The sequence below is a fragment of the Paenibacillus sp. J22P277 genome, from assembly GCF_059383675.1.
The window spans coordinates 63998-89115 of record NZ_JBXENS010000006.1; the positions used below are offsets into that span (position 1 = coordinate 63998).

Below are 25118 nucleotides of genomic sequence, written 5' to 3' on the forward strand. Positions count from 1 at the left end.
CCTCTATCCATATCGAACTCCACTAGACGTAAACTGCCCGGCTGGCTTGTTCGATGCTGTCCGCCAGCGTTTCCATGTAAAGCGGATCCGTCCCAAGCATGTCGATGCGGACCAGTCGGACGCCGAGCTCCTTGGCCGCGGCCTGCGCTTCGATGTCGATATCGTAGAGCACTTCCAGATGCTCCGATACGAACCCGATCGGCGCAGACAGCACGCCTTTATAACCCGCCTCCGCCGTTTCCTTCAGCGTCTCGAGGATGTCCGGGCCAAGCCATGGCTCGCGAGTGCGTCCCGCGCTTTGCCACGTGAATCCCCAATCCGCCACGCCGGCGCCCTCCGCGACGAGCGAAGACGTGTCTAGCAGCTGCTGCTCATAAGGGTCGTTCGCCTCGCGTATACGTACCGGCAGGCTGTGGGCGCTGAACAGCACCTTGATCGGCTGGCCTTCGCCCGTCATCCCGACGAGCTCGGCATGCGCGTCTCTCACCCGCTTCACGAGCGCTTCGATCAGCTTCGGATGCAGATGATAGCTTTCGATCGCCTGGAACGCGATGCCCAGCTGCTCGGCCTTCTCCTGCGCGCGCGACATATAGCTGCCGACGCTCATCGTCGAGTAATGCGGCGCAAGCACGATGCCGACCGCCTGCTTGATGCCTGCGGCGGCCATCGCTTCGACCCCGTCTTCGATGTACGGACGCGCGTGCTTGAGTCCTTGATAGACGCCGTACCGGCCCGGCGCCGCGGCATCCAATGCGGCCTGCAGACCCTCCGCCTGGCGGTTCGTATTCTCGCGAAGCGGGAACACCCCGCCTACGATCGCGCCGTACCGGGCGGTCAGCTCCGCGAGCTGCTCCGGCGTCGGGGCATGCCCTCTACGGATATGCGTGTAATATTCTTCGATGCCGTCCATGCTTTCGGGCGTTCCGTAAGACATGACGAGCACGCCGATTTTCCCGTTAGCCATGGGCGACTTCCTCCAGTCCGAGGGCGGATATGGCCCGCGCGGAATAATCATGCACGTAGTCCGTCAGCTCGCGCAGCTTGTCGAGCGACGCCTCCGGGAAAAGCCCGTGACCGAGGTTGAAGATGTACTTCGGTTCCTTGATGCCTTCGTCGATGATCGCCTTCGCGTGTTCTTGGATGACGGCCATCGGCGCGGTCAGCAGGTAAGGGTCGAGATTGCCCTGCACGCCGAAATCGCCGCCGAGCCTGCGGCGGCCTTCCGCGATCGGCACCCGCCAGTCCAGCCCGATAATATCGGCCTTCACCTTGCCGAGCGTCGGCAGCAGTTCGCCGGACGCGACGCCCGGGAAATAGATTTTCGGCTGCGGCAAATCCGACAACTCGCCGAATATCCGCTCGATCGTCGGCAGCACGTACGTCGCAAAGTCGCGCGGAGCGAGCGCGCCGACCCAGCTGTCGAACAGCTGGAACGCCTTGCCGCCGGCTGCCATATGGGCGCGCAAATAGGCAATGGCCATGTCCCCGAGCTTGTCCATCAGCGAGAACCACAGCTTCGGTTCCGAATACATCATTGTCTTCGTCTTGATATACGATTTGGACGGACGGCCCTCGATCAGATAGCTCGCGATCGTGAACGGCGCGCCGGCGAACGTGATCAGCGGCACGTCGAGCTCGCGGTCCAAGATGCGGATCGTCTCGAGCACGTGGGACAAATCGCCTTCCACGTCGATCGGCGTCAGCTTCGCGACGTCCTCCGCCGTGCGGATCGGATTATGGATGACCGGACCGACCCCTCCGACGATGTCGAAATCGATCCCGATGGACGCGACCGGATTCATGATATCGGAATAAAGAATCGCCGCGTCGACGCCGAGCTTCTTGACCGGCATCATCGTTACTTCCGCGGCCAGCTCCGGCTGTTTGCAAATTTCGAGCAGCGAGTAATTTTCTTTTATTTTACGGTAATCGGGATCGTACCGTCCCGCCTGCCGCATATACCAAACGGGTAAGCGATCGACGCTTTCTCCCCGGCAAGCCCGGATGAACAGGTCGTTGTAGCTCATTGAAGTTCCCCATTTCTATCGTTTTCCCTACGTTTCCATTATGCCCTTTTTGCAAACTCGTAACAACCGCTCCGCCCGGAGGATCATTGACAAACATATGACAATGTAAGGTTCGGCGCCTGCCGTTCTTGGACTTCCCGCGCGCTATGGTATAATTGGGATCTAGGATTCGCACGATATTCGCATCGATGGGAGATTCGCATGGAACAGTGGAAGAAAAACCTTGCCGTGCTGTGGATCGGGCAGTTTCTGGTCATGGGCGGCATGACGATGATCATGCCGTTCATGTCGCTGTATCTGCAAAGCCCCCGGATCGGCATGACAAACCAGCATGAGATCGCGACGTGGGCCGGCATAATCTTCGCGGGGAATTTCGTCACCGCCTTCCTGTTTCAACCGCTGTGGGGCAAGCTGTCGGACAAATACGGACGGAAAATGATGCTGCTCCGTTCGGGTTTCGGCATGGCGATCGTCATGGTGCTGATGGGCTTCGCCACTTCCCCATGGCATCTGCTCATACTCCGCATGGTGAACGGCACGATCTCGGGCTTCAATCCCGCTGCCGTCTCGTTGGTGTCGATCAACACGCCGAAGGAAAAAATGGGCTTCGCCATGGGCACGCTCCAGTCCGGAGGCATCGCGGGCACGATTATGGGCCCGTTCCTCGGCGGACTGCTGGCGGATGCGGTAGGCTACCGGCCGATCTTCTACTTGACGGGCGTCTCGCTGTTCGCCGCTTCCCTGCTGGCGTTCTTCGTCGTCAAGGAGCGCTTCGACAGGGCTGCCGCCGCTTCGAAGCCGGCCGTCTCCATCATCGCCGGCTTCCGCCAGCTGAGCGGCGTGCCGCAGCTGACCGCGCTGTTCGCGGTCACGTTCCTGCTGCAATTCGCCATGATCGGCCCGAACCCGCTCATGCCGCTCTACGTGCAGAAGCTGCACGGCACGGACGTCAATCTCGCCTTCTGGGCCGGTTTCGTCAGCTCCGCGGCCGGAATCACCAACATGGTCGCCGCCCCGATGCTGGGCAGGCTCAGCGACCGGATCGGCCAGGAGAAGGTGCTCGGCATCTCGCTGGTCGGCGCCGCCCTGATGTTCATCCCGCAGGCGTTCGCGGAAACGGTCTGGCAATTGCTGCTCTTCCGGCTGCTGCAGGGCTGCTTCCTCGGCGGACTGATCCCGTCCGTCAACGCCCTCGTGCGCCGGTTCACGCCGGACGGCATGGAAGGGCGGGCCTTCAGCATCAACAGCAGCATGCTGTCGCTCGGCAACATGATCGGTCCCATCGTCGGGGGCTTGATTTCCGGATGGACCGGCATCGGCGGGGTATTCCTCATCTCCTCCGCCATGTTCTTCGTCAACGCGCTGTGGGTGCGCCGGACCTTGGTATCGAAGCGCGGAGCGGTCGCGAAGGAATAGCTGCCGATCAGCGCCGCAGCGTAAAAAGAGTGCCGGACTTTTCCCCCTCGGGAATGTCCGGCACTCTTTCTTATGACGAGCCAAATGAGTCCGCTATGCGTGCCGCTGCCGTTACTTGATCATCGCGATCGCCAAGCCGTCGTATGCCGGGAGCAGCGTGCCCGTCAGCCGTTCGTCGCCAAGCATCGTCTCGTTGAACGCGCGCATCGCCAGAACGGACGGGCCGTTCTTGTCCGCGTCGATCGTTCTGCCGTGCATCAGCGCGTTGTCGCCCGTAATGACCGCGCCCGGATTGCCGAGCTTGATCGCCCATTCCAGGTATTCCGGATAGCTGTCCTTGTCCGCGTCGATGAAGAAGAAATCGAATTTGCGGCCTTCCTGCTCCAAGACGGCCAAGCTGTCCTTGGCGTCGCCGACCAGGTACGTCACGCGGTCGCCGAGTCCGGCCGCTTCGAGATTGCCGCGCGCGGTATCCGCGTAGTCCTGCATCAGCTCCAGCGAAGTCAGCCGGCCGCCTTCCCGCAAGCCTCTCGCCAGGCAAATGCCGCTATAGCCGCCCAATGCGCCGATCTCCAGCACGTTGACGGCCCCCGACATCCGGACGAGCATCGTCAGCAGTTTGCCATAGCCGGATGCGATCGAGATTTGCGGCATGCCTTTCGCTTCGATCGACGCGTGGACGCGCGCCAGATCCGCGTCTTCGCCGAGCAGGCGGTCCACGTATTGCTCGGTCGCTTCTTGTTCAGTCGACATATCGTTCGCTCTCCTCTCGCCATATCGATCAGGTAACGTTTGTAATTAATCCCTAGGATGCCCTATACTTGATTGTAAGATTTTCGCTGATCGAAAACAAGCAGCAAGAAGGCGGAGGAATAGAAACAATGGACAACCTGCAGTTGATCGCCACGGCGCCCATGGGGCTGGAAGCGGTCGTCTCGCGCGAATTGATGGATCTCGGCTACGTCGACCAGAAGGTCGAGAACGGCCGGGTCGTGTTTAAAGGCGGACCGGCCGACATTTGCCGCGCCAACCTGTGGCTGCGGACATCGGACCGCGTGCTGATCAAGATGGCGGAATATCCGGCCACGACGTTCGAGGAGCTGTTCGAAGGGGCCAAAGCGATCGACTGGCCCGCATGGATCCCGGAGGACGGCGAGTTTCCCGTGGAAGGACGCTCGCACAAATCGCAGCTCAGCAGCGTTCCGGCCTGCCAGAGCATCGTGAAGAAAGCCGTCGTCGAGAAAATGAAAACCGTCTACGGGACGGAGTGGTTTCAAGAGGACGGCGCCCGGTACGTCATCGAGGTGTGGCTGCTGAACGACATCGCCATGATCACGCTCGATACGACCGGACCGGGCCTGCACAAGCGCGGCTACCGCAAGCTCGTCACCGAAGCGCCGCTCAAGGAAACGATGGCGGCGGCGATGGTGCTGCTCAGCCGCTGGCAGCCGGAACGGCCCCTGTACGATCCGTTCTGCGGCTCCGGCACGATTCCGATCGAAGCGGCCATGATCGGCTGGAACATCGCGCCGGGCTTGCGGCGCACCTTCAACAGCGAAGGCTGGCCGCTCGTGCCGGACAGGCTCTGGGAGCAGGCGCGGGAGGAGGCCTTCGACAGCGTCAAGGACGATATCCCGCTGCAGATCGCGGGCTCCGATATCGATCCGGCCGCCCTCGAAGTCGCGGATGCGGCCGTGAAGAAAGCCGGCTTCGCCAAGGAGATCAAGCTGACGCAAATGCCGGTATCACGGATCAAACCGGACGGCGATTACGGCTGCATCGTGACGAATCCGCCGTACGGCTCGCGGCTCGGCGACGAGACGGACGCGGAGAAAGCCGTCCGCCAGCTCGGCCTGAGCATGCTGTACCTGCCGACCTGGTCCACGTTCGCGCTGACCCAGTCGCGCACGTTCGAGGAGACCATCGGACGCAAGTCGGATAAGCGGCGCAAGCTGTTCAACGGCCGCATCGAATGCACGTTTTATCAATTTTTCGGTCCGCTGCCGCCGCGCGGCAAATTCTGACGGCGGAGCGGTTTGGACTCTTCGGGCAAACCTACTATAATGGGATAAGATGTTGCGTTTTTGTAAACCGCTTGACGCGACGCGAAAGGAATGCTTATCCCATGACCATACCGGATCTCCCCATGAAACGGCGCCGTCTGCGGGCGCCGTTTCGTTTTGCCTCCGCGCTCCTGAGGCTCGACCTCTTCGTGTTCGTTCTTCTCATGCTCTTCAAGCTTACGCTCTTCGATCGGCTCGTTCACGTACCCTACATGGACATGAACGGGGACGACCGGATGGTCGCCGTCGGAACGCTGGCGCTGGTATCGTTCTGGACGCTCTGGCTGCCGGGACGCGGCCGGCTGCTTGCGCTGATCGCGCTCGACGTCGCGCTTACGGCCGTCGTCTACTGCGATCTCGTCTATTTTCGCTACTTTCAGGATCTCGTTACGGTGCCCGTCCTGCTGCAGGCCGGTCAGGTCGGAGAGCTGGGAGCGAGCATCCGCGCGCTGTTGTCCCCCGGGGATCTCTGGTTCGTCGCGGATTGGCTCCTGCTGCTGCCGCTCGGATGCTGCGCCTTCTTCGGCAAGCGCTTCCGCGACCTGTTTCCTTCGAGGTTAACCCCTTACGACCGATCCCGCGCGACACGGACCCGGACCGTCCTGCGCCGGATGCCGCTCGGCTTGGCCGCGTTCGCCATCGGCTTCGCGCTCGTGTTCGTTCCGGTGCACAAAGCCCGGGCCTCCTGGGCGTCGGAGCTGTTCACGGGCAATTGGTGGAACATGTCCCTGTACAACGTGACCGGCGTGCTCGGTTTTCACGGGTACGACCTGTACCGGTACGCCGACGAACATTGGCTGCACGGAAACGGCGCGACGGAGGCGCAAACGGCGCAAGCGAAGCAGTGGTTCCAAACCCGCGGCGAGACGCGCGAGCAGCTTGCCAAGTCCGACCCGCTGTTCGGCCGCTATCGGGGAATGAACGTCATTCTGATTCAGCTGGAAGCCTTTCAAAGCTTCGTCGTCGGACAGCGAATCAACGGACAAGAAGTGACGCCGAACATCAACAACCTGATGTCCGGATCGATGTACTTCGACAATTTCTATCATCAGACGGCCCAAGGCCGGACGTCCGACGCCGATTTGGCCGCCAACGCCTCGCTTCAGCCGATGCCGTCGGGCTCCGTCTTCACCCGGTTCGCCCAGCACGATTACGACAGCATGGCGCTGGCGCTGAAGGAAAACGGATATACGGCAAATGCGTTCCACGCGTACGACGGCGGCTTCTGGAACCGGAACATCATGTACGGCACGCTGGGCTACGATCGGTTCTTCAGCAAGAACGCGTTCGTCATCGACGAACCGCTCGGCTGGTCGCTCGGGGACAAATCGTTCTTCAAGCAGGCGACCGCGCTGATGAAGACGCAGCGCCAGCCGTTCTATTCCTTCCTGATCTCGCTGTCCAGCCACCATCCGTATACGTTGCCGGCGAAGGCCCGGACGCTCGACGTCGGCGCGTTCGAAGGCACGATCTTCGGCGACTACCTGGAAGCCGTGCATTACGCAGATGCGGCTATCGGGGAAATGGTCGACGAGCTTAAGACAGCCGGCTTATGGGATTCGTCGATCTTCATGTTCTACGGCGATCACGACAACTCGATACCGGACTGGCAGCCGTTCGAGGATTTCCTCGGCCGCAAGCTGGGAGAGGCCGACCGCTTCCGCGTCCTGAAAGGCGTGCCGTTCCTCGTCCATCTCCCGGACGATGCCGTCGCCGGGACCTACCATCAAGTCGGCGGCCAGCTCGACGTCACGCCGACCGTGCTGCATTTGCTCGGCATCCCGAGCAGCGGCAAGGTCATGATCGGCACGCCGCTCGTCACCGAGCAGCCGCTCGCGGACAAGCGCGTGGTCTTCCGCAACGGCGCGTTTACCGACGGACGCGTGCTCTACCTGCCCGCCGAGGACGGCCTCCCGGAGCACGGCAAATGCTATCGCTTCGCGGACGGGAGCCTGTTGCCGGATACGAGCGGCTGCCAAGCCGGCGCGGACGAAGCGCGCAAGGAACTGCAGGCGTCGGACCTCGTCGTGGAGCATGATTTGGTGCCGGCGCTGCACGGCGAATAGCCGGACGGTAACGCGACATAACCAAAAGACCCTTCGGCCGGAGAAGTCCGGACGAAGGGTCTTTGGTTTGATGTTTCATTTACTTTTTAATATATTTGCTCGCCTTCTCGATCGCTTCATCCTCGGTCGGCGCCGTTATATAACGGCCGTTAATGAAAATGAAGGCAAACCGCGAACAAGGACCGCAGTACGATTTGCACGCGACCTTGATGTCCGCGTCCGGCGCCAGCTCCTGCAGCTTCGGCACCATCGTTTTCGGACGTATATGCTTGCATTTATCGCAAATGCGAATATCGTTTGCCATGTTCCTCTCCCCAAGCCAATTCGATTAGTGGTCGCCGGTGTTGCCTTTGGTTGGGTTCGAAATCATGAAGCCTTCCTGCGGCACGTAGAAATAATCGATGCGCACGCCGTCCAGCAGTTCGACGCCTTTCTCCAGCACGACCTTGATGTCCTTGTCCGTCTCGATGATTTCGTCGTTCGCGGACGCGTCGTCCATTTTCATCCCGTAGTGGGCGTGGTCGCCGTGGGAATGCGTGATGTAGACCCGCAGAAACTTGCCTTCGTTCTCCGGATTATCGATTTCTTCGCGAAGCACCTTCGCGGCATTGCGCGAGATTTTGACGTTCATTGCTTCTTCAGCTCCTTATGGATGGGACTTGCTTGATGCGAGATCGCAGCCGCCCGAATCGTTATGCAACTTTATTTATTCTATTGTATAGAAAGCTCGGCCATTGTTCAACCGCTACTTGAGCGCGCGGCCGTATTTGCGTTCCATGTACCGCGTGTACAGTTCCGCGGCGATCATCGTGACGGCGATATCGTCGATGGGCACGAACGGCATCACGTCCGGGAGAACCCAGTACAGCAGCACCGGCACCAAATAGAGGAGCTTGTCCAGCAGCCGAACTTCCTTTGCGGCCAGCAACCGGAAGATTCGGACGAACACGGTCCGCCAATGGCGGAGCGACAGCAGTTTGCGCACAGGCATCCGCCTCCTTCATGCGCTTATTATAGCACAAGCGAAGCGGCTGCCTCCAAGGCGGCGACCAGAAGCGGCCGCACCTCGTCGTTCAAGTCCGGAAACGCTTCGATCGGCAGCGGATTGACGCCGTATCCGACCTCGACCGTATAGCCGGGCTTGCGATACTGCAGGATAAACCAATCCTTGTACCCTGCGTCGCTGCCCGTCAGCTTCACCGGCTTATAGCCGCTTTCCCGTGCCAGCCTGCGGGCGATGCGCTCCGCGTCGACCGGCTCGTAGCCGCGATAATTCCAATAGATCTCCTGCCCCTGCGTGTGCAGCGCCACCGCGAGGTCGAACTGCTGCTCCGCCGTAAATTCGGCCAGCGCGACCGCCTCCGGCTCCGATAGCGGATGAGGGCCCGGATAATCCCGCGGCCCCGGCCCGTCCGCGGCCCGGCGCGACTGCTCCTCTTCCCAGAACGCGGGAAATTGGTCGTTCAAGTCGACGCCCCGGATGTTGGCCTTCCACCGTTGAAACCGGTCCGAACCGCGGTTCCACCGCAGCAGCTCCTGCGCGTGCGGATGATCCGGACGCAGCCCCTCCTGAACGAGCTCCGCCCCGTCCGGATTGACGAGCGGAACGGCCCACAGCGTGACCCGCTGAAGCAGCGAACGCATGTCGACGCCGCACAGCTTATGGCCGAATGAGGCCGCCTTCGCCGCATCCTCGAGAAAGGTCATGAGCAGCGGCGTCGTAATCCATTCGTTGGCGTGCATGCCGGCGTTGACATGCACTTTCGCGGGACCATCGCCGAGGCGGACGGCAATAATCGGCTTGCCCATGACGCTCGCGCCGATCTGCTCGACCTGCAGAAACGGGTACGCCTTCAGCAGCGCCTCCGCGTCGGCGGCAAGCTCGCGCTGTCCGTACTCCGCGCGGCCGTCCACGACCCGCCCGTTGTCCGGACACGGAATCGTCAGCAGCAAGCCCGGCAGCAGCTTCTTCAAATCTTGATGCCGGTTCGCCTGCAGGAGCGCCTGCAGCGACAAACCGAACTTGCCCGCGATCCCGAGCAGCGAATCGCCGGGCTGAACACGGTATATGAAGGCCGTCTGCGCGGGAACGGACAGCAGCAAGCCCGGAAACAGCGGGCGGGCGGCGTGCAAACCGGGATTCGCCGCGAGCAAAGATTCCTTGTTCACGTTGAACGTACGGGCGATGCGCAGCAGCGTGTCGCCCGCCTGCACGACGTATGGCAGCATGCAGGGTCACCTCCGTTAGGTTCGTGTCATTATGCTACATGCTATGCCCGCCGGAATGCCGTCATTCCTTGACACGACAAAGAACCGCCAACGCTTGCGGCGTTGACGGCTCTTAACGGTTGATGCTCTTATTAGCCGATCTTCGGAACCTGCCAGACGACAGGCGTCAATTCGATCTGCTCGCCGAGCCACTGCTGGGCGATCATGCGGAACATCCGCGGATCCCCGCTGCAGAAAAACTGGTGGATCGGCAGCTCGGCGTCCCGGGTCAGCCTGTTCCGGTCATGCAGGATCGTGCTGATCTCCCGTGCCGTCTCGTCCGCGGAGCTGATCAGCATCACGTCTCTGCCCATGACGGACGCGATCGTGTCCGACAGGTAGGGATAGTGGGTGCAGCCGAGTATCAGCGTGTCGATATTGCGCGCTTTGAGCGGTTGAAGCGAGGTCTCCACGACCTCTTGCGTTTCCCGGGAACGGAAATTCCCCTGCTCGACGAGCGGGACGAATTTCGGGCAAGCCAAGCTGATCACGTCGATGGAGGGCGACAATTGCTTCAGCGCCTGTTCGTACGCGCCGCTTCGGATCGTCCCTTCGGTACCGATGACGCCGACGATGCCGGACTGCGTGCGGCCGTTGGCGGCTCTGGCGCCGGGATGAATGACGCCGACGACGGGAATGGCCACCCTTGAACGAATATCTTCCAGCGCGACGGCCGTAGCCGTGTTGCAGGCGATGACGATCATTTTCGGACGAAATTGAATCAAATACTCCACGATTTGCCTCGTAAACCGAGTCACTTCTTCAGCGGGCCGCGGGCCGTAGGGCGCTCTGGCCGTATCGCCGAAATACATGATTTTTTCCCGGGGAAGCTGGCGCATGATTTCCTTGACCACGGTTAAACCGCCGACGCCAGAATCCAGTATTGCGATCGGTTGTTGCACAGACACACCGCTTTCTTGAACGTTTTGACAGGACTTCAATAAGATATGACTTCGTTGACGAAAAGGTACCTACATCTTAGCGCAAATCGGGACAAGGTTCAACAAGGCGAGACAAGCGGCGAATGGCGGGACGACAGAGAAAAAAACCGTCCCGGCGGCGTCGGCTTCGCTTGCGCTTAGCTGATGCGGCCTGGACGGCGTGCATGCGTATAACGGATCAACGGTAAGCGGGCAGCCAGTCGCCGTGCGCTTCGATCAAGTCGTCGCACATCGCTTTGATGTCGTCCATCGACAGCTCGGCACTGGTGTGCGGGTCCAGCATCGCGGCATGGTAGATATGCTCGCGCTTGCCGGTGATCGCCGCTTCGATCGTCAGAAGCTGCGTGTTGATGTTCGTGCGGTTCAGCGCGGCGCATTGCGGCGGCAGGTCCCCCACGTACGTCGGCGTAACGCCGTTGCGGTCGACCAGGCACGTTACCTCGACGCACGCTTCGCGCGGCAGGTTCGTGATCAAGCCGGTATTCATGACGTTTCCGCCGATGCGGAACGGCACGTTCGTTTCGATCGCTTCGAAGATGTACGACGCGTACTCGTGCGTCCGCTTGTGCTCCAGCGTCGAATTGCCCACGAGCTCTTCCTTCAGCTTCTTCCAATTGCCGATCTGCTCGATGCAGCGGCGCGGATACTCGTCCAGCGGAATGTTGAACCGCTCGATCAGCTCCGGATAGTTGCGCTTGATGAAGTACGGGTGGTATTCGGCGTTATGCTCGGAGGATTCCGTGATATAGTAGCCGAAGTTCAGCATCATTTCGAAGCGGACCATGTCGTGATGCTTCTCGTTTTGCTTCTCGCGCGCGCGGCGCTTGATTTCCGGATACAGGTCCACGCCGTCCTTGGACACCTCGAGCAGCCAAGCCATGTGGTTAATGCCGGCGATCTTGGATTTCACGCCCGTATCGTCCATGCCGAGGTTCTTGAACAGATCCTTCACGCACACCTGCACGCTGTGGCAGAGGCCCACCGTGTTGATGCCGCCATGCGTGTTCATGACGTTCGTCAGCACGGCCATCGGATTCGTGTAGTTCAGGAACAGCGCGTCCGGACATACCTCCTGCATGTCCCGCGCGAAGTCGAGCATGACGGGAATCGTGCGCAGGTTGCGGAAAATGCCGCCGATGCCGACCGTGTCGGCGATCGTTTGGCGCAGGCCGTATTTCTTCGGAACCTCGAAGTCCGTGATCGTGCACGGATCGTAGCCGCCCACTTGAATCGCGTTGACGACGTACTTGGCGCCGCGCAGCGCTTCTTTGCGGTCGGTATAGGCCTTGATGACGGACGTGCTGCCGAACGTGTTCTTGATATGGTTCAGCATCGTTTCGGAATCGGAAAGCCGCTCCGGGTTAATATCGAACAGCGCGATTTCAAAGCCTTGCAGGGATGGCGTCACGAGACAATCGCCCAGCACGTTCTTGGCGAATACGGTGCTTCCGGCACCAATGAAAGTAATCTTCGGCATGGAATGTCCTCCTCGAAATAGTTCGCATGTAAGCGGATTAATGTCTTCTTCTATACACTACTATAGAGCAATAAACATCGGTTTGAGTAGGAATTAAAGCATTTTAAATATGTACATTTGTATTTTTCTCATTTACACTGAAAGGGTCATCCATCGAGGAAAGAAGGCGCTATGATGAGTACGATCCCCGCGGCCGTCCGCAGCAAGTCGCGCAACCCCGACCATTCCAAATTCACCGTCATGAACAATTCCCAGCCGGCCCAGGGCGAGCTGTCGGTCATGTTCAGCGGCGAAGGCAAGACGGTCTCCGGCCATGGCATCGGCCCTGCCGTGCACAATTATTACCTCGTCCATACGGTCATCTCCGGCCGCGGGACGTTCGAGATCGACGGGCACCGGTATCCCTGTTCGCGCGGAGACACGTTCATTATCTTCCCGGACGAGCTGTTCTCCTACGTCGCGGACGACGACGATCCGTGGCATTACGTCTGGGTCGCCTTCAAAGGCCATGCCGCCGGCCATCTGCTGCTCAGCCTCGGCTTCTCGGCCGCCAATCCCATCGTGCATGGCCGGGAGCTCCGTCCGCTGACCTCCCTGTACCGCAAGATCCGAGGAACGCTCGAGCAGACGCCCTTTCCCGAGCTGGCCGACCTCGAAGCGGGCGGACATCTCCGCGTGCTGCTCAAGGAGCTCGGCCTGCTGAACGAAGGCAAGCTTGCCTTCAATTCCCTCGCCATCCTTCCGGACATCGAACGCCAGATCAAGCGCGCCGTGCGCTGGCTGTCCTATCAGTACGCGCAGCCGATCTCGATCGAGAAGCTCTCGCGCAGCCTCGGCTACCACCGTACCCATTTGTCCAAAATGTTCAAGCAGATCACCGGCGTATCGCCGATGCAGTTTCTGCTGAAGGTTCGCATGGAACGCGCCAAAGAGCTGCTGAACGGGCAAAACCACCTGTCCATCGACCAGGTGGCCTCTTCCGTCGGGTATCCCGACGCTTTGTATTTCTCCAAACAATTCCGCAAAACGTTCGGCTGCTCGCCCTCCGAATACCGGTCCCAAGCCAGGAACGGGTAGCGCGAACGTCGAAGCAGGACGCACGAGGTTTGACCGCCGACGCGTGTCCGAGCTCCGTTTGCCGCGATGGCGCCGCGCAAGCAAATAGGCTTTGCCGTCCGACATCGCTGCCGGCGGCAAAGCCTATCTCGGTTCGTTCCGCTATGCTATCGAACACGCATTAGGTGTTCGCCGTTTGAAGCTCTTCGCGGTGCTCTTTCATCAGCTCTTGGCCATGTTCTTTCACGTCTTCCACGGCATCCTTAATCTGCTCGCCCGTTTCCTCGATCGTATCCTTGGCTTCGGAGCGCCAGCCGCGCACGTTATCGATGACCGACGATGCCGTATCCTTCGCTTTGGAAGCGGCCGTGGTTGCGGTCGATCCGACTTGCTTGGCGATTTGAACCGTTTTGTCGCCGACTTGACCGGCGATGCGCGCGGTTTGATCCGATACCGCATGCGTTTTATCGGCGATGTCTTTGCGGAGTTCCCGGCCCGATTTCGGAGCCAGCAGCAGTGCTGCCACGGAACCTACTACGCCACCTGCGATCGCGCCATACATAAAACCTCTGCTTTTTGCCATTATGGAACACTCCTTTTTATTTAGCTGCGGCGGTTTTGCCCAAGTATCTCCGGCTTCGCCGTCAGCATGGATTAGTTGACTGTTTCGCTCGCTGCCTGCGGCATGCGGCTGCAGTCGCTTATTACCTCATATCGTGCCCTGTTTCACGGCTTGCGCATGCAAGGATTCGGCCGCGGCTTCTTCTTTCCGTTTGTCTTTCCAGAAATGCCATACGGCGTAACCGACTTCCGCCCAGCCCATCGCGTCCGCAATCCCGCGTTTTGCCTTCTCGCCGGACTTGCTGGCGAATTGCTCGACCGTGTCGTTCAGCTCGCTGGAGATCCGGTTGACGGTGAATGAAAATTGGTTCGCCGACTCTCCGATGCGCTTGGTTGCTTCCGTAAGCTTCGCAATGCCATCCACCGATTTCTGTACCGTCCGCGCCGTTTCCGTTACCGGGTCGAGCAAATCGCTGACCTGGGCAACGGCGACTTCGGCGCGGCGTTCGAGCGACTCGGCCAGCTGCATCAGCTTTCCCATGCGCTTGTCGACCGACCTCAGCCACATCAGCACGCCGACGACCAATGCGACGAACGCAGCGGCCGCAGCTCCTTCAAACCAAATGGCCATTCAGGGCCCACCTCCATCCAACTCTCTGTACGATTGGGCTCGTGCCCATTTCGTATTAATAGTATAAACAGCATAGGCTTGACTTGACACAGTTTCAGGAACAAAAAAAGACACGGAAGCCGAGCTCCCGCGTCTAACTGCGTCATTCTATGGTCATGCGCCGGCGATGCGATAGCTGCATTTGCCGCCGCCTTTCGCCAAGCATTCCGTTCGTTCGACCTCCGTGCCGAGCAGCTGCCGAAACAGCGCCAGCTCGCATTGACAGGCCTGCTGGTAACGGTTCGCGACTTGCGCGATCGGGCAATTGTACTCATGGAGCACCAGACCCTCGGCATCGTTCTCCACCTGCACCATATAGCCGCCGTCGTTCTGAATCGCGGCCAGCTCCGTTACTTTCTCTTGGAGCGTCTTGCCCTCCATCCGGTGCGCGTAACGCTCCATGAGCTTGCGCTTGCGCCCTTCGAACAGGCGGTCGATCATCATCGCCGTTTCCGGGTCTTCCTCAAGCTCCTCCAGCAGATCCATCGCCAACACATGGTAATTTTTGGGGAATAACAGCTCAGCCTGTTCAGTCAAACTGAACATATGCGTCGGTCTGCCCATCGCCTGCCGCACGATCGTCGGCGCGATCAAACCGTCGCGCTCGAGCGTGCTCAAATGGCGCCGCACGGCCATTTCCGTAATCTGCAGCTGCTTCGCGAGCTCCCCGGCATTCATCTGCCCGTTCGTCTTGAGCAGCGTCAGCACGGTCTGCCTCGTCGAGCCCTCCTGCCTTACGGCTTGTTCTTTGCGCATAAATGGCGTTCCGTTCAGTTCCATTCCCATTCCATCTACCACCTTTGGCCCCCGCAAGATTCGCTTTGGCCCGCAAGCCAGCTTTCGGCCTGTAAGTCCAGCTAATGACGTCATTGTAACGCATTTCGGCCGTTTCGTAAATCGGCGCGGCTTAGCCCGCGTTACTCGCCCAGCTCCCGAAGCAGGTAGGCTTCCACGGCTTGCTTGAAAGCCGTCAGCACGGCCGGCATCTCCGCCGCCAATGGATGAAGCGCCTCGCGCGTCCAGTCGAAATAATCCTGCACCAGCGGCCTGCGCAGCTTGACCAGCTCGAGCAGCGGCGCTTGCAGCGCTTCCGGAAACACCTGCTCGCCGGCGATGACCGTGATGATGTCCTCGTAGCTGCTGGCATCGCGCATGATGAATCCGTCGATCAGATAGCTGCCGACGTCGGTTACGGTCTCGATCGCCAAATGCAGGGCTCTCTCCTGCGCCATGCCATGAATAAGGCTGCCGTCCCAATTGGCGCGCAGCCAAAGCAGCGAGTCCGCCACGTCGGGAAGCACCGCCAGCCGGACGGAGATTTGTTCTCGGTTTACATAATACATTGCTCGTACCTCGGATTCCGGTTAAGACCGTTTGTTCTTGCGTGCCTTGCGTTTCAGCCAGACCGTCATCACGATGAGACTGATGATAATGACGATCAGGTAGGTCATCATTTCGAAAACGTCACCCATTAGTTATGGCCCGTCCTTACGTTTCGTAATCTACGCTTACCGAAGCTTCGCGAACTTCGCTCATATGCGCGATGACTTTTTTGTGTTCCGGGTGAACCTGGTACGCGTTAAGCGCCTCCAACGAATCGAAGCGGGTCACGAGGGCAATATGGTACGAACGCTCCGAATGAACGATGTCGGTGCCGACTTCGATGGAGCGCAGCTCGTCGATCTTGCCTTCCATGTTCTTGAGCACTTCAACCGTTCGCGCAACGTTCTCCGGGCTCCCGTCCTTGAGTTTGAACATAACGATATGCGTAATCATGATAAGTTCGCTCCTTCATAAATTGTGGTCGGGATGCGCTGCACCCTTTTGTCACATAATAACGCAAGGTGCCGCCACTCGGCAATCTTCCAGCAAAGGAGATGCAGCTCATGCGTTATCCGGTAACGATCACGGCCACGCTCATCGGCGTCGCTTTATGCCTCTACAATTCCACGGGATACGATCCGCACAACATGGTCTTCTTCATGTTCAGCGTTCCCGCCTGGATCGCGGACATGATCGTGGACATTCACCAGGTCAACGTCTACCTTATGTACGTACTCACCGTCGCTACGTGGGCGCTTCTCGGCTTCATCTGCGATTGGGCCATCGGCAGAAGCAGAAGCCGCCGTCATTCCTACGATTAGCGGGCGGATGCGCGCTGTCGTCCGCCGTTGCGGGAACAGGTGTTAAAAAAGGAGCCGCAGCGGGCTCCTTTTGTTTTGCTTATTCAACGATCAGCACGGATTTCATATCCGCATGGCCTACGCCGCACATGACGGCACAGTGCATCTCGAACGTACCCGCCTTATCGAACGTTACCTCTTGCGACAGCTTATCGCCCTTCAATTCAATGCCGAGGTCAGGAATGGCAAGACCGTGAATGCCGCTTTTGTTGACGAGTTCCAGCTTCACTTTATCGCCTTTCTTGACATGATATTCCTTTTGGTCAAAAACGAAGTCCGCGGAAGCTTCCACTTTCATCAAACTTTCGCCCGGCGGCAGCGATGCAGCTTCATCGACCGGTTTGCCCGGAAGCTGAGTCGTCAGCAAAATAATGCCCAGAACCGAAGCCGCAGCGAAAACGACAAACATAATCCACTTATGCATTGCTTCTTGCTCCCCTTTTCATCAAATGTCTACTCCTTATATTACCTAAGATCGTCCGATATTCTCAACCTTAAACTGTGTCAACCGATAAACTTTTTTCTTTTTTTGACAAAACGATGAACGTTATTTGACAGAAAACGGATGATGCCGCCTTTATCTCCGATTGGTTCGGAGATACGTTTTGAGCACCCGTTCCGATTCCGCCTTCACGAACGTCCACGGCATGGAAAACGACCGCTCGTAACCCATGCAGCGGTAGCTGGCCGTCAAGGCTTCCCTGGTCCGCTTCTCTTCATATACCCCGATCCCGCTTGCCCTGAACTGCTTGCGCAAGTCGGCCAGCTCCAGCAGAACGCGGTCCTGCAGCCCGCGCAGCATGGATTCGTACAAACGCGGCAGCTTCGTCGGCGCCGCTCCCACGATGCGGATATCATGCTCCAATATGGCCTTGACAACCCCAAGCAGCACATAACGCTTCACGAGCTCCAGCTCCCTGCCGAGCTGCGCCGGCGGCGAATCGCCATCGCCTTGCGTTTCCCTGCCGGGCCAAGCCGGCGGCGACTCCTTGACGAGCTGCGACGTGCGCGTCTCCGTATCCAGCACCATAAGTCCCCTCCAAATCGAATGACAAGAACATTTGTTCCCATTATAACAAACCGATGTCAACTGCGCAATGCGACCGGAGGCGCGCGAGAACAAAAAAGAAGCCATCCCGTTTCAGGATGGCCTCGATGCCGGAGCGCTATACGGCTACTTTTTATTTTTGAGCACCTCGATCAGCTGGCGCAGCCGGTCCGGCATCGGAACGCCGATCCGGCCCAGGTTCTCGGTGATGGAAATAAGTTCGTTGGCCAAATAGAAGTAAACCGCTCCGCCCATCGCGATATTGTTAAGCTCCATCAGGATGTCGATGCGATGCGCGAGCATGATCACGAGCAGCATCATGCCCTTGCGCGCCAATCCCCAAGAACCGACAGAGCTGTTCAGCCCTCTCTTCTCTCGTATGGCAGCGGTGGTTCCCGTCACGTAGTCGACCCCCATGGCGACCAAAAGCAACGTCAGGGATTCCGGCCAGATACCGAACGAGAAGGTCAGCACGATGCCAAAAACGGCCGAGGTACTGCAAACGATCGTATGCGGCACTTGTCCCACTCTCCCTTCAGACTTCGCTGCCCTATAGCATATGGGGAAGGGAGACGGGTTGTCCCGTCATCTGTACCTGATGGGCCGTCTATTTCTCGGGACGAGCGGGGTTACTTGGCCCGGAAGCGGTATACGGTGCTGAAATAATCGCCGTGCGCCCGCTCCTTGGCGACGCCCGCGTACATGAGCTCGTCCCCGCCGGCGATGTCGTCCGTTCCGATCCGCTCGTACCGGAAATCGGCGTTCAAGCCTTTCAGCTTCAGACGGCCAAGCGGCGCGTGCGCTTCGTTCAGCACGACGACATGCACGACGAGCGCCTCGCGCTGATCCGGCGATACGAACATCCAGGCGGTCTCATTGCCGTCGAACGGGCTGAGCAGCCGGTAGAAGCTGCCATATTGGACGAGCCCGCGCACTTCCTTGACCTGCTCGACCTGGCGCTTCACTTCCTCTTTCTCCGCATCCGAGAATTTGGTCAGATCCAGCTCGTAGCCGAAATTGCCTGACATCGCGACGTCGCCGCGCGTCTTGAGCGGCGTATTGCGGTGCACCTGATGGTTCGGCACGGCGGATACATGGGCGCCCATGGCGCTCACCGGGTACACGATGCTCGTGCCGTACTGGATCTTCAACCGGCTGACGGCGTCCGAGTTGTCGCTCGTCCACGTCTGCGGCATGTAATAAAGCATGCCGGGATCGAAGCGTCCGCCGCCGCCGGAGCAGCTTTCGAACAGCACTTTAGGGAAGGCCGACGTGATTTGCTCTAACACGTTGTACAAGCCGAGCATGTACCGGTGCGCCGTCTCGCGCTGGCGGTTGGCCGGCAGCAGCGCCGAGCCGATCTCGGACATGTTGCGGTTCATGTCCCATTTCACGTAGGTGATCGGCGCGCTCGCGAGAATGCCGCTCACCGACTCCACGATATAAGCCTGCACGTCCGCGCGGGACAGATCGAGAATCAGCTGCTGGCGGCCTTCGGAACGGCGGCGTCCCGGTACGTGGAGGCACCAGTCCGGATGCGCGCGGTACAGGTCGCTGTCCGGCGAGACCATCTCCGGCTCGAACCAGAGGCCGAATTCAAGTCCGTGGCTGCGAACGCGCTCCGCCAGGTCTTCCAACCCGTTCGGCAGCTTCTTTTTGTCCACGATCCAGTCGCCGAGCGAGCTGTTGTCGCTGTCGCGGCGGCCGAACCAGCCGTCGTCGAGCACGAACAATTCGATGCCGAGCTCGCTGCCCGCTTTGGCGATCGCTTCGATCTTGTCGGCGTTGAAATCGAAGTACGTCGCTTCCCAGTTGTTGACGAGGATCGGCCGGATCGCGTCGCGGAAAGCGCCGCGACACAATCTCGTGCGGTACAGCTCGTGGTAGGTGCGGGACATGGCGCCGAGCCCTTCATGCGAGAAGACCATGACCGCCTCCGGCGTTTGGAACGATTCGCCGGCTTCCAGGCGCCAGGAGAAATCGAACGGATTGATGCCCATGTACGCGCGGGACGTATGGAATTGATCCACCTCGACGCCGCCCGCGAAGCTGCCGCTGTAGACGAGGCTGAAGCCGTAGACGTCGCCGTGGTCTTCCGTCGCGCCCTCGGACAGCAGCGCGAAGAACGGGTTGTTGTTATGGCTGCTGGAGCCGCGGCGGCTTTCGATCGCTTGGATGCCCGGCGTCAGCGCGCGCTTGTGCACGTAACGCTCGCGCGCCCAGGAGCCGGAAAGCTGCAGCAGCTCGAACCGGTCGTGCGGCAGGTCGACGCTGAAGCTGAGCGCTCTCGTGAGCTGCAGGACTTCGTCGCCCGCGTTGATCAGGCGCGCCGAGCGGATCACCGCGTCGAACGCTTCGAATACGGCGTACGACAACTCGACCTTCAAGCCGGACGGCTTGTCCTCGAGCGTGACGATCAGCGTCTCCGCTTCGTCCGCGCGCTCCGCGTAGACGGCCGGAAGTCCTTCCAGCGCGGGCTTGCCGGCTTGAATCGCATGGGAAACGTAGAGCAGCTCGGTAACGGTCGTGCCGTTCGCGAGCTGCACGGCATAAGCGGGATTTCGGAAATCGCCGGAGCCGTAACCCGGATATTCCTGCGGAAGCGTGTCAAGCGAGATCGAGCGGTCCTCGGGAACCGGATTCGGGCTGAAGGATGCCCGTTCGACGCGCTGCAGCAGGCGCTCCGCGCTGCCCTCGCTGATTTTGCGTCCCCAGTAGACATGCGCGGGAAAGCCCTGCAGCGCTTGGAACATGTAGCTCATCGAGCGCGTCTGCAGGTGAAACAAGCCGCTCTCGGCATAAAATTTTATCGACATAACGGAATACCCTCCCTATGGAATAAACGATGCTGGCCGAGTGAGATGCGATATACGCCAGCCGTCTACAAGTATAGGCGGAACATGCGTTGCATGACATGGAGGGTTTTAGCGATCCTATGGAGAATTGTAGGTTCAATCTTCATTATTTCAACTCGAAGACGCCGGAGTATTTCAAGGTGAACGTAACATGCAGCTCCAGATCCCCCTTGCCCGGCTTCCACCCGCTCCGCTCCAGCATTCGCCATGTGTTCAAGTGATACCGGTACATGGTTTCAGCGTGAGCATCATAAAAATCGGCCAATGACAGAGCGACCTTTCCCGCATGCGGATGCATCGCCTCCAAACGTTCCGTTTTCGGCATAGTTTTGCCAAACGCCCATAAAAAAACCGGCCATCCCCGATTCTTCCCCGGAAACGGCCGGCCTGGGCCGGAACCTTACGAAATAACGCCTTTCTTAAGGATCAGGTTCGCATACAGCGCGCCTTCCCCCGTCGCCACGATAGCGTACGCCTTGCGGGCCCGCTCATAAAATGCAAAGCGTTCAACCGTTTCGAACGGCGCTTCCAGACCGGCGCGGCCGCGGATAACGGTACCATAGACGTCCCAGATCGGCGTCTCCACTGTATCGCCGGGCACGACCTCCATCAGCGCGGCGGGCTTGGCCACGTACGGATCGAGCGGGAACAACCGGAGAATGCCGTCCAGCAGCTCCGGGATGGGATGGCCATCGCAGCGAATCAGCCGCTGCGCGTGGCTCGCCGCCGGAAAATTGGCGTCGGCCAGCACGATTTCGTCGCCGTGCCCCATCTCCATCAACGCTTTGAGCAGCTCGGGAGAAATGATTCTCGGAATGCCGATTAGCATGTCTTAAATCCTCCTTGGGCGATTTTGCTTCTCATAATTCCGCGCTCATGGTTTGACGACATCGGCGATGCCGATATCGTCCAGCATGACTTTACCCTGGTCACTGGTAAAATAGAACGTCACCTGCGACAAATGGGCGGGGTCGAATTCGGCGTTGACCGCTTGGAACCGGTCGAACGGAAGGCCGTAGGTCTGAAACACCGGTTCCGTAGGCTCTTTGTACTTGCCGTTCATGACGCTGTTCTCCATCCACGGGAACAAGGTGAAGTGCGTGTAGGGCAGCGGCACGACCGCTTTGAACTCGGAAAGCGGCAGCCGCGCGGCCGCGCCGTTCCGGCTTCGCAATTCGATCTCCACTTGCGGCAGCGGAATGCCGGAACCGCCGTCCTTGTCCGAATCTTGGTTGAAGCCGGGCAAATCCCTTTCCAAATTCGTCATGTTGAAGACCAATTCCTGATGCGCCGGCGAAGTGCGGCCATGGAGCGCATCGATCGATTCCGGGAGCAGCAGCGAGTAGCTGCCGTCCCCCTGCTTCCACTGCAGCACCGCGCCGCGGGTGCCTTTGTCATTCCCGTCGCGGTCTTCCGCCGCGGCTTCGGACCATTGCAGGCGCTCCGCTTTGGCGGTCGCGCCGTTGGTCAGCTTCGTCTTGTCGTAATCTTCGTCGATCCGCGCGAGCGGCAGGAAGCTGCCGTTCTCGAACCGGTTCAAGTACGTTGCGGCCGGCAGCCAGGTTTCGCCCGTGCGGTAATCGCTGAACAACGTCTCGTACTGCGCGTTCCCGTGCAGCGCGGTTTCCAGGAAGGCGCCGACATACACCTTCGCGACCTGCCGCTGGTCGTCGGCGTCCATCATCTCGTCCTTCCGGAGCAGCAATCCCCCCGGCAAACTGTCGTCCATCGTGCCCCAGCTCGTGTTGAACCGGCTGTGATTCGCTTCCCCGATGTACAACGTCGCCTTGAAGCGGTCGGAGCCCGGCGTGAAGCTGGAACGGATATATTGGCGTTCCCCGCCGAACGTGTCGACGTCGCCGTCGCTCGCTCCCTGCAGCGACAAGTAGTACGTATCCTTCAGCTGCGCTTTCTTCTTGTCCACGTTCGTGTCGGTCGGGGCGATCGCGATCACGGCTTGGATCTTCACGGCGTCCAGGCTCGCAAGCGTCTTGTCCTTGTCGAACCATGCGGAGCGGTCCGCCGCCATGGCGACCGCTTGCCCGCCGCGGGAATGCCCGATTAGCGCGACCTGCTGCAGGTCTACCCGGTGATAGAACGGGCTGCCCGCCTGCTCGTTGAACGTCTCGATCTGCTGCAGATGCTTCAGCAGCATCCACGCCCGCACCTTCATGTCGTTGTCGGGAATATTGCCCCAGAACGAATAGTTCAGGAAATTCTCGTCCACCGACACGGCGATGAATCCGCGGCTTGCGAGCATCTCGCCCAGGTACGCGTAGCCTTCGTCGGAAAACTGTTCCATCAAATGATTGCCGTGCACGATCAACACGAGCGGGAACGGTCCGTTTCCTTCCGGCATCCACACGCGGCCGTTAACCGGAAGCTTGGTCTCGTCGAAGCCCCAGAACAGGCTTCTCAGCCATTTCCAGCGGTGGATATAGGCGGATGCGTCGACGGATTCCGATTTCAATGCGGCGCCCGAGGCGAATTCGTCCCGCTTGGTGTCGGTGCCGCTTCCGTACGTAAAGGATGTCACGGGATAAGGACCGTCCGCCGATGGATTGCCCGCCGCGATCTGCGCGACCTCCGGTTCGGGCGTCACTACCTGCGCGTCCGCGGGAACGTCGCCGTAGACGTTCATGGGCCATCTGTCGAAGCTGAGGCCGGACACCGTGATCGCGACGATCAACGCGACCTTTAATAGCGCCGGCACGCGCCGGTGCGCAAGCAGGCCGACGAACAACCCGCCGGCTAACCCGATGCCTGCGATAATCGCCGCCAGCACGAGCGAGATCCAATCGCCGAGATTGGCTTTGTCGCCCACGTACCACATCGCGAAGCCCGTAAACGCGAGCACGCCGGTCGTCAGCCGCGGGACGGGCGCGTAACAAAGCGCCAGAACGTACGCTCCCGCCAAACCAGCGGCGGCCATGCCAAGCGTGCCGATCGCCACCGCGACCGCGGCGTCGAACGCGACGCCGATGCCAGTCGGCATGCCGAGCGCCGTGATCACGAGCACCGCGCTGCACGCGACCCAGAGCCCGGCCATGGCGAAACGCCAGATCAGCGTATCGAATCGAAGCGTCATCCTGCCTCGGTCAACCAGCCAGGCCGCCAGCCGCCTCCATGCGGGCTTCCTTTGCGGAGGGGTTGGCAGCGGCATGAGCGGCGAATTCAATTCAAGGTCCATCTGCGGCTCCAACTCCTCGTCGATGCGTCGTTGTAGGTTACTCTCCGAATCTAGCTGCTAGTAAATTATACGACGGATCCCGGCAGCGACCAATACGAATTTGTTGTCACTATTGGGAGCCGAACCTGACGGTAACGAACAGGATCTCGCTGCGGCTGCCGATGCGGATCGGCGGTCCCCATGTGCCGAAGCCGGAGGAGACGATTGCATGCAAGGAATCGAACTGCTTGTAGCCCCAATCCAATTCGAAAATCCGCCTCGTGATCCAATGGTTCGGCGCCATCTGGCCGCGATGCGTATGGCCGTGCAGCGAGAGATCGATGCCCGCGCCGGCGATCTCCCGAATCGCCGAAGGCTGATGGTCCATCAGGATGCGCGGCTTATCGTCCGGCAAGGCGGCAGTCAGTTCCGCGACGGATGCCCTGTCGCGATCCGTCTTGTCCTTGCGGCCGATCAAGTAGAAGCCGTCGCCGATCGTCACGGTCTCGTCGAGCAGAACGGGGATGCCGAGTCCATGCATCGCTTTCACGTAGACGTCGATGCCGCCCCCGTAATATTCGTGATTGCCGAGAACGGCGTACGTGCCGAACTTCGCCTTGATTTGGGCCAGCTGATCCCCGAAATTAAACCGGACGAACGGCTCGACGTCGTCGTCCAGCACGTCGCCGGGCAGGAGCATCAGATCCGGCTCCAGCGCGTTCGCCCGCCGGACGAGCCGGTCCAGATGCCGTCTTCCGACCGTCGTGCCCAGATGCAAGTCGGAAGCAACCGCGATGCGCAGCTCCTTCAAGCTGCCTGCCGGCTTATCGATCGCGACGGCGTATTCGCGCACGACCGGCGACCAGGCATTCCATGAGCCGCGGAGCAGAATCGCGAGCATAACGACGATGACGGCGCCGCCGACGTACAGGATCGCGTCCGCGTTCGATACGGACAAGGCGCGCAGCAGCCAGGCGGCCAGATCCGCGAACGGGAGCAGCACGATGGCGTACTCGAATACGGCAACCCAATACGCGCCAACCCGTTTCCACGCCAGCACGACGGGTCCGGGAAGGCGCTTGCGCAGCATCCGCGAGAATAAGTACCCGAAGGCGACGATCACATACAACGGCCAATAGACGGCTTCGAACGCAGCTCCGCCGATAGCCGGCGATTCTCCGATAAACAGCTTCAAATGCCAGCCCGCGTACGCCTGCAGGCAAACGAAAATAAAAAGCATGAGCATCATTCTGACACGTGCCGGCAGCTTCCGCATGAAGAACTCCCCACAACCTTTCGCGACTCGATCCGATTCTAT

The 25118-nt window shown here is 59.8% G+C and carries 27 protein-coding genes; 5 read left to right on the top strand and 22 right to left on the bottom strand.

Annotated features, from left to right (window positions below; all coding sequences use genetic code 11):
* Positions 1-22 precede the first annotated feature (22 nt).
* A complete protein-coding gene (gene hemH / locus AC50YL_RS21225) occupies positions 23-964 on the bottom strand; it encodes a ferrochelatase (protein WP_494834561.1) in 942 nt (313 codons plus the stop codon).
* The gene (hemE, locus tag AC50YL_RS21230; RefSeq protein ID WP_494834563.1) at positions 957-2027 is read right to left on the bottom strand and encodes a uroporphyrinogen decarboxylase; all 1071 of its coding nucleotides are present in this window, start codon (positions 2025-2027) and stop codon (positions 957-959) included. The genes hemH and hemE overlap by 8 nt, the downstream gene beginning before the upstream one ends.
* Positions 2028-2228: 201 nt before the next feature.
* On the opposite strand from hemE, the gene AC50YL_RS21235 reads away from it, so the two are divergent.
* On the top strand, positions 2229-3443 hold the full coding sequence (locus AC50YL_RS21235; RefSeq protein ID WP_494834565.1) for an MFS transporter: 1215 nt from the start codon (positions 2229-2231) through the stop codon (positions 3441-3443).
* Between the two features lie 111 nt (positions 3444-3554).
* Here AC50YL_RS21235 and AC50YL_RS21240 read toward each other — a convergent pair whose 3' ends face one another.
* Positions 3555-4196, bottom strand: coding sequence for an O-methyltransferase (locus AC50YL_RS21240; RefSeq protein ID WP_494834567.1), 642 nt, complete (start codon positions 4194-4196; stop codon positions 3555-3557).
* 128 nt (positions 4197-4324) lie between these two features.
* On the opposite strand from AC50YL_RS21240, the gene AC50YL_RS21245 reads away from it, so the two are divergent.
* Both AC50YL_RS21245 and AC50YL_RS21250 read left to right on the top strand, forming a co-directional pair.
* Entirely contained in the window at positions 4325-5467 is a 1143-nt protein-coding gene (locus AC50YL_RS21245; RefSeq protein WP_494835253.1) for a THUMP domain-containing class I SAM-dependent RNA methyltransferase, read from the top strand.
* A 101-nt stretch (positions 5468-5568) separates the two neighbouring features.
* Entirely contained in the window at positions 5569-7572 is a 2004-nt protein-coding gene (locus AC50YL_RS21250) for an LTA synthase family protein (RefSeq protein WP_494834568.1), read from the top strand.
* 79 nt (positions 7573-7651) lie between these two features.
* Here AC50YL_RS21250 and AC50YL_RS21255 read toward each other — a convergent pair whose 3' ends face one another.
* The 6 genes from AC50YL_RS21255 to AC50YL_RS21280 form a co-directional block, all read right to left on the bottom strand.
* Positions 7652-7876, bottom strand: coding sequence for a YuzB family protein (locus AC50YL_RS21255; protein ID WP_161744666.1), 225 nt, complete (start codon positions 7874-7876; stop codon positions 7652-7654).
* A gap of 24 nt (positions 7877-7900) precedes the next feature.
* The gene (locus AC50YL_RS21260) at positions 7901-8203 is read right to left on the bottom strand and encodes an iron-sulfur cluster assembly accessory protein (RefSeq protein WP_161744665.1); all 303 of its coding nucleotides are present in this window, start codon (positions 8201-8203) and stop codon (positions 7901-7903) included.
* 114 nt (positions 8204-8317) lie between these two features.
* The gene (locus AC50YL_RS21265; RefSeq protein WP_494834569.1) at positions 8318-8563 is read right to left on the bottom strand and encodes a hypothetical protein; all 246 of its coding nucleotides are present in this window, start codon (positions 8561-8563) and stop codon (positions 8318-8320) included.
* Between the two features lie 20 nt (positions 8564-8583).
* Positions 8584-9801: a M14 family zinc carboxypeptidase gene (locus AC50YL_RS21270; RefSeq protein ID WP_494834571.1), complete on the bottom strand. Its 1218-nt coding sequence runs from the start codon at positions 9799-9801 to the stop codon at positions 8584-8586.
* Between the two features lie 131 nt (positions 9802-9932).
* Positions 9933-10742, bottom strand: coding sequence for a glutamate racemase (gene racE / locus AC50YL_RS21275; RefSeq protein WP_494834572.1), 810 nt, complete (start codon positions 10740-10742; stop codon positions 9933-9935).
* 217 nt (positions 10743-10959) lie between these two features.
* Positions 10960-12258 (bottom strand): alpha-glucosidase/alpha-galactosidase, encoded by a 1299-nt coding sequence (locus tag AC50YL_RS21280; protein ID WP_494834574.1) that lies wholly within the window; start codon positions 12256-12258, stop codon positions 10960-10962.
* 171 nt (positions 12259-12429) lie between these two features.
* Here AC50YL_RS21280 and AC50YL_RS21285 point away from each other — a divergent pair, with 171 nt between their 5' ends.
* The gene (locus tag AC50YL_RS21285) at positions 12430-13335 is read left to right on the top strand and encodes an AraC family transcriptional regulator (RefSeq protein WP_494834575.1); all 906 of its coding nucleotides are present in this window, start codon (positions 12430-12432) and stop codon (positions 13333-13335) included.
* A gap of 160 nt (positions 13336-13495) precedes the next feature.
* On the opposite strand, the gene AC50YL_RS21290 is transcribed toward AC50YL_RS21285, so the two are convergent.
* The 5 genes from AC50YL_RS21290 to AC50YL_RS21310 form a co-directional block, all read right to left on the bottom strand.
* Complete coding sequence (locus AC50YL_RS21290; RefSeq protein ID WP_494834576.1) at positions 13496-13897, bottom strand: YtxH domain-containing protein; 402 nt, start codon at positions 13895-13897, stop codon at positions 13496-13498.
* A 126-nt stretch (positions 13898-14023) separates the two neighbouring features.
* Entirely contained in the window at positions 14024-14506 is a 483-nt protein-coding gene (locus AC50YL_RS21295) for a DUF948 domain-containing protein (RefSeq protein ID WP_494834577.1), read from the bottom strand.
* A 153-nt stretch (positions 14507-14659) separates the two neighbouring features.
* Positions 14660-15325 (bottom strand): helix-turn-helix transcriptional regulator, encoded by a 666-nt coding sequence (locus AC50YL_RS21300; protein WP_494835255.1) that lies wholly within the window; start codon positions 15323-15325, stop codon positions 14660-14662.
* Between the two features lie 137 nt (positions 15326-15462).
* Positions 15463-15888: a DUF86 domain-containing protein gene (locus tag AC50YL_RS21305; RefSeq protein ID WP_494834578.1), complete on the bottom strand. Its 426-nt coding sequence runs from the start codon at positions 15886-15888 to the stop codon at positions 15463-15465.
* Between the two features lie 145 nt (positions 15889-16033).
* A complete protein-coding gene (locus AC50YL_RS21310; protein WP_494834579.1) occupies positions 16034-16321 on the bottom strand; it encodes a Dabb family protein in 288 nt (95 codons plus the stop codon).
* A 110-nt stretch (positions 16322-16431) separates the two neighbouring features.
* Here AC50YL_RS21310 and AC50YL_RS21315 point away from each other — a divergent pair, with 110 nt between their 5' ends.
* Positions 16432-16689, top strand: a complete 258-nt coding sequence (locus tag AC50YL_RS21315; RefSeq protein ID WP_161744657.1) for a hypothetical protein — start codon at positions 16432-16434, stop codon at positions 16687-16689.
* Positions 16690-16768: 79 nt separating this feature from the next.
* On the opposite strand, the gene AC50YL_RS21320 is transcribed toward AC50YL_RS21315, so the two are convergent.
* The 8 genes from AC50YL_RS21320 to AC50YL_RS21355 all read right to left on the bottom strand — a co-directional run bounded on the left by AC50YL_RS21320 (position 16769) and on the right by AC50YL_RS21355 (position 25076).
* The gene (locus tag AC50YL_RS21320) at positions 16769-17152 is read right to left on the bottom strand and encodes a cupredoxin domain-containing protein (protein ID WP_161744656.1); all 384 of its coding nucleotides are present in this window, start codon (positions 17150-17152) and stop codon (positions 16769-16771) included.
* A 153-nt stretch (positions 17153-17305) separates the two neighbouring features.
* Positions 17306-17758: a YhjD family protein gene (locus AC50YL_RS21325; protein WP_494834580.1), complete on the bottom strand. Its 453-nt coding sequence runs from the start codon at positions 17756-17758 to the stop codon at positions 17306-17308.
* Positions 17759-17902: 144 nt separating this feature from the next.
* Positions 17903-18295 (bottom strand): phage holin family protein, encoded by a 393-nt coding sequence (locus AC50YL_RS21330; protein WP_494834581.1) that lies wholly within the window; start codon positions 18293-18295, stop codon positions 17903-17905.
* Positions 18296-18405: 110 nt separating this feature from the next.
* Positions 18406-20592 (bottom strand): alpha-galactosidase, encoded by a 2187-nt coding sequence (locus tag AC50YL_RS21335; protein ID WP_494834582.1) that lies wholly within the window; start codon positions 20590-20592, stop codon positions 18406-18408.
* 145 nt (positions 20593-20737) lie between these two features.
* Positions 20738-20956: a hypothetical protein gene (locus AC50YL_RS21340; protein ID WP_494834583.1), complete on the bottom strand. Its 219-nt coding sequence runs from the start codon at positions 20954-20956 to the stop codon at positions 20738-20740.
* 75 nt (positions 20957-21031) lie between these two features.
* The gene (locus AC50YL_RS21345; RefSeq protein WP_494834584.1) at positions 21032-21460 is read right to left on the bottom strand and encodes an RbsD/FucU family protein; all 429 of its coding nucleotides are present in this window, start codon (positions 21458-21460) and stop codon (positions 21032-21034) included.
* Between the two features lie 45 nt (positions 21461-21505).
* Positions 21506-23821, bottom strand: coding sequence for an alpha/beta hydrolase family protein (locus AC50YL_RS21350; protein ID WP_494834585.1), 2316 nt, complete (start codon positions 23819-23821; stop codon positions 21506-21508).
* A gap of 109 nt (positions 23822-23930) precedes the next feature.
* Positions 23931-25076 (bottom strand): metallophosphoesterase, encoded by a 1146-nt coding sequence (locus AC50YL_RS21355; protein ID WP_494834586.1) that lies wholly within the window; start codon positions 25074-25076, stop codon positions 23931-23933.
* Positions 25077-25118: the final 42 nt, after the last annotated feature.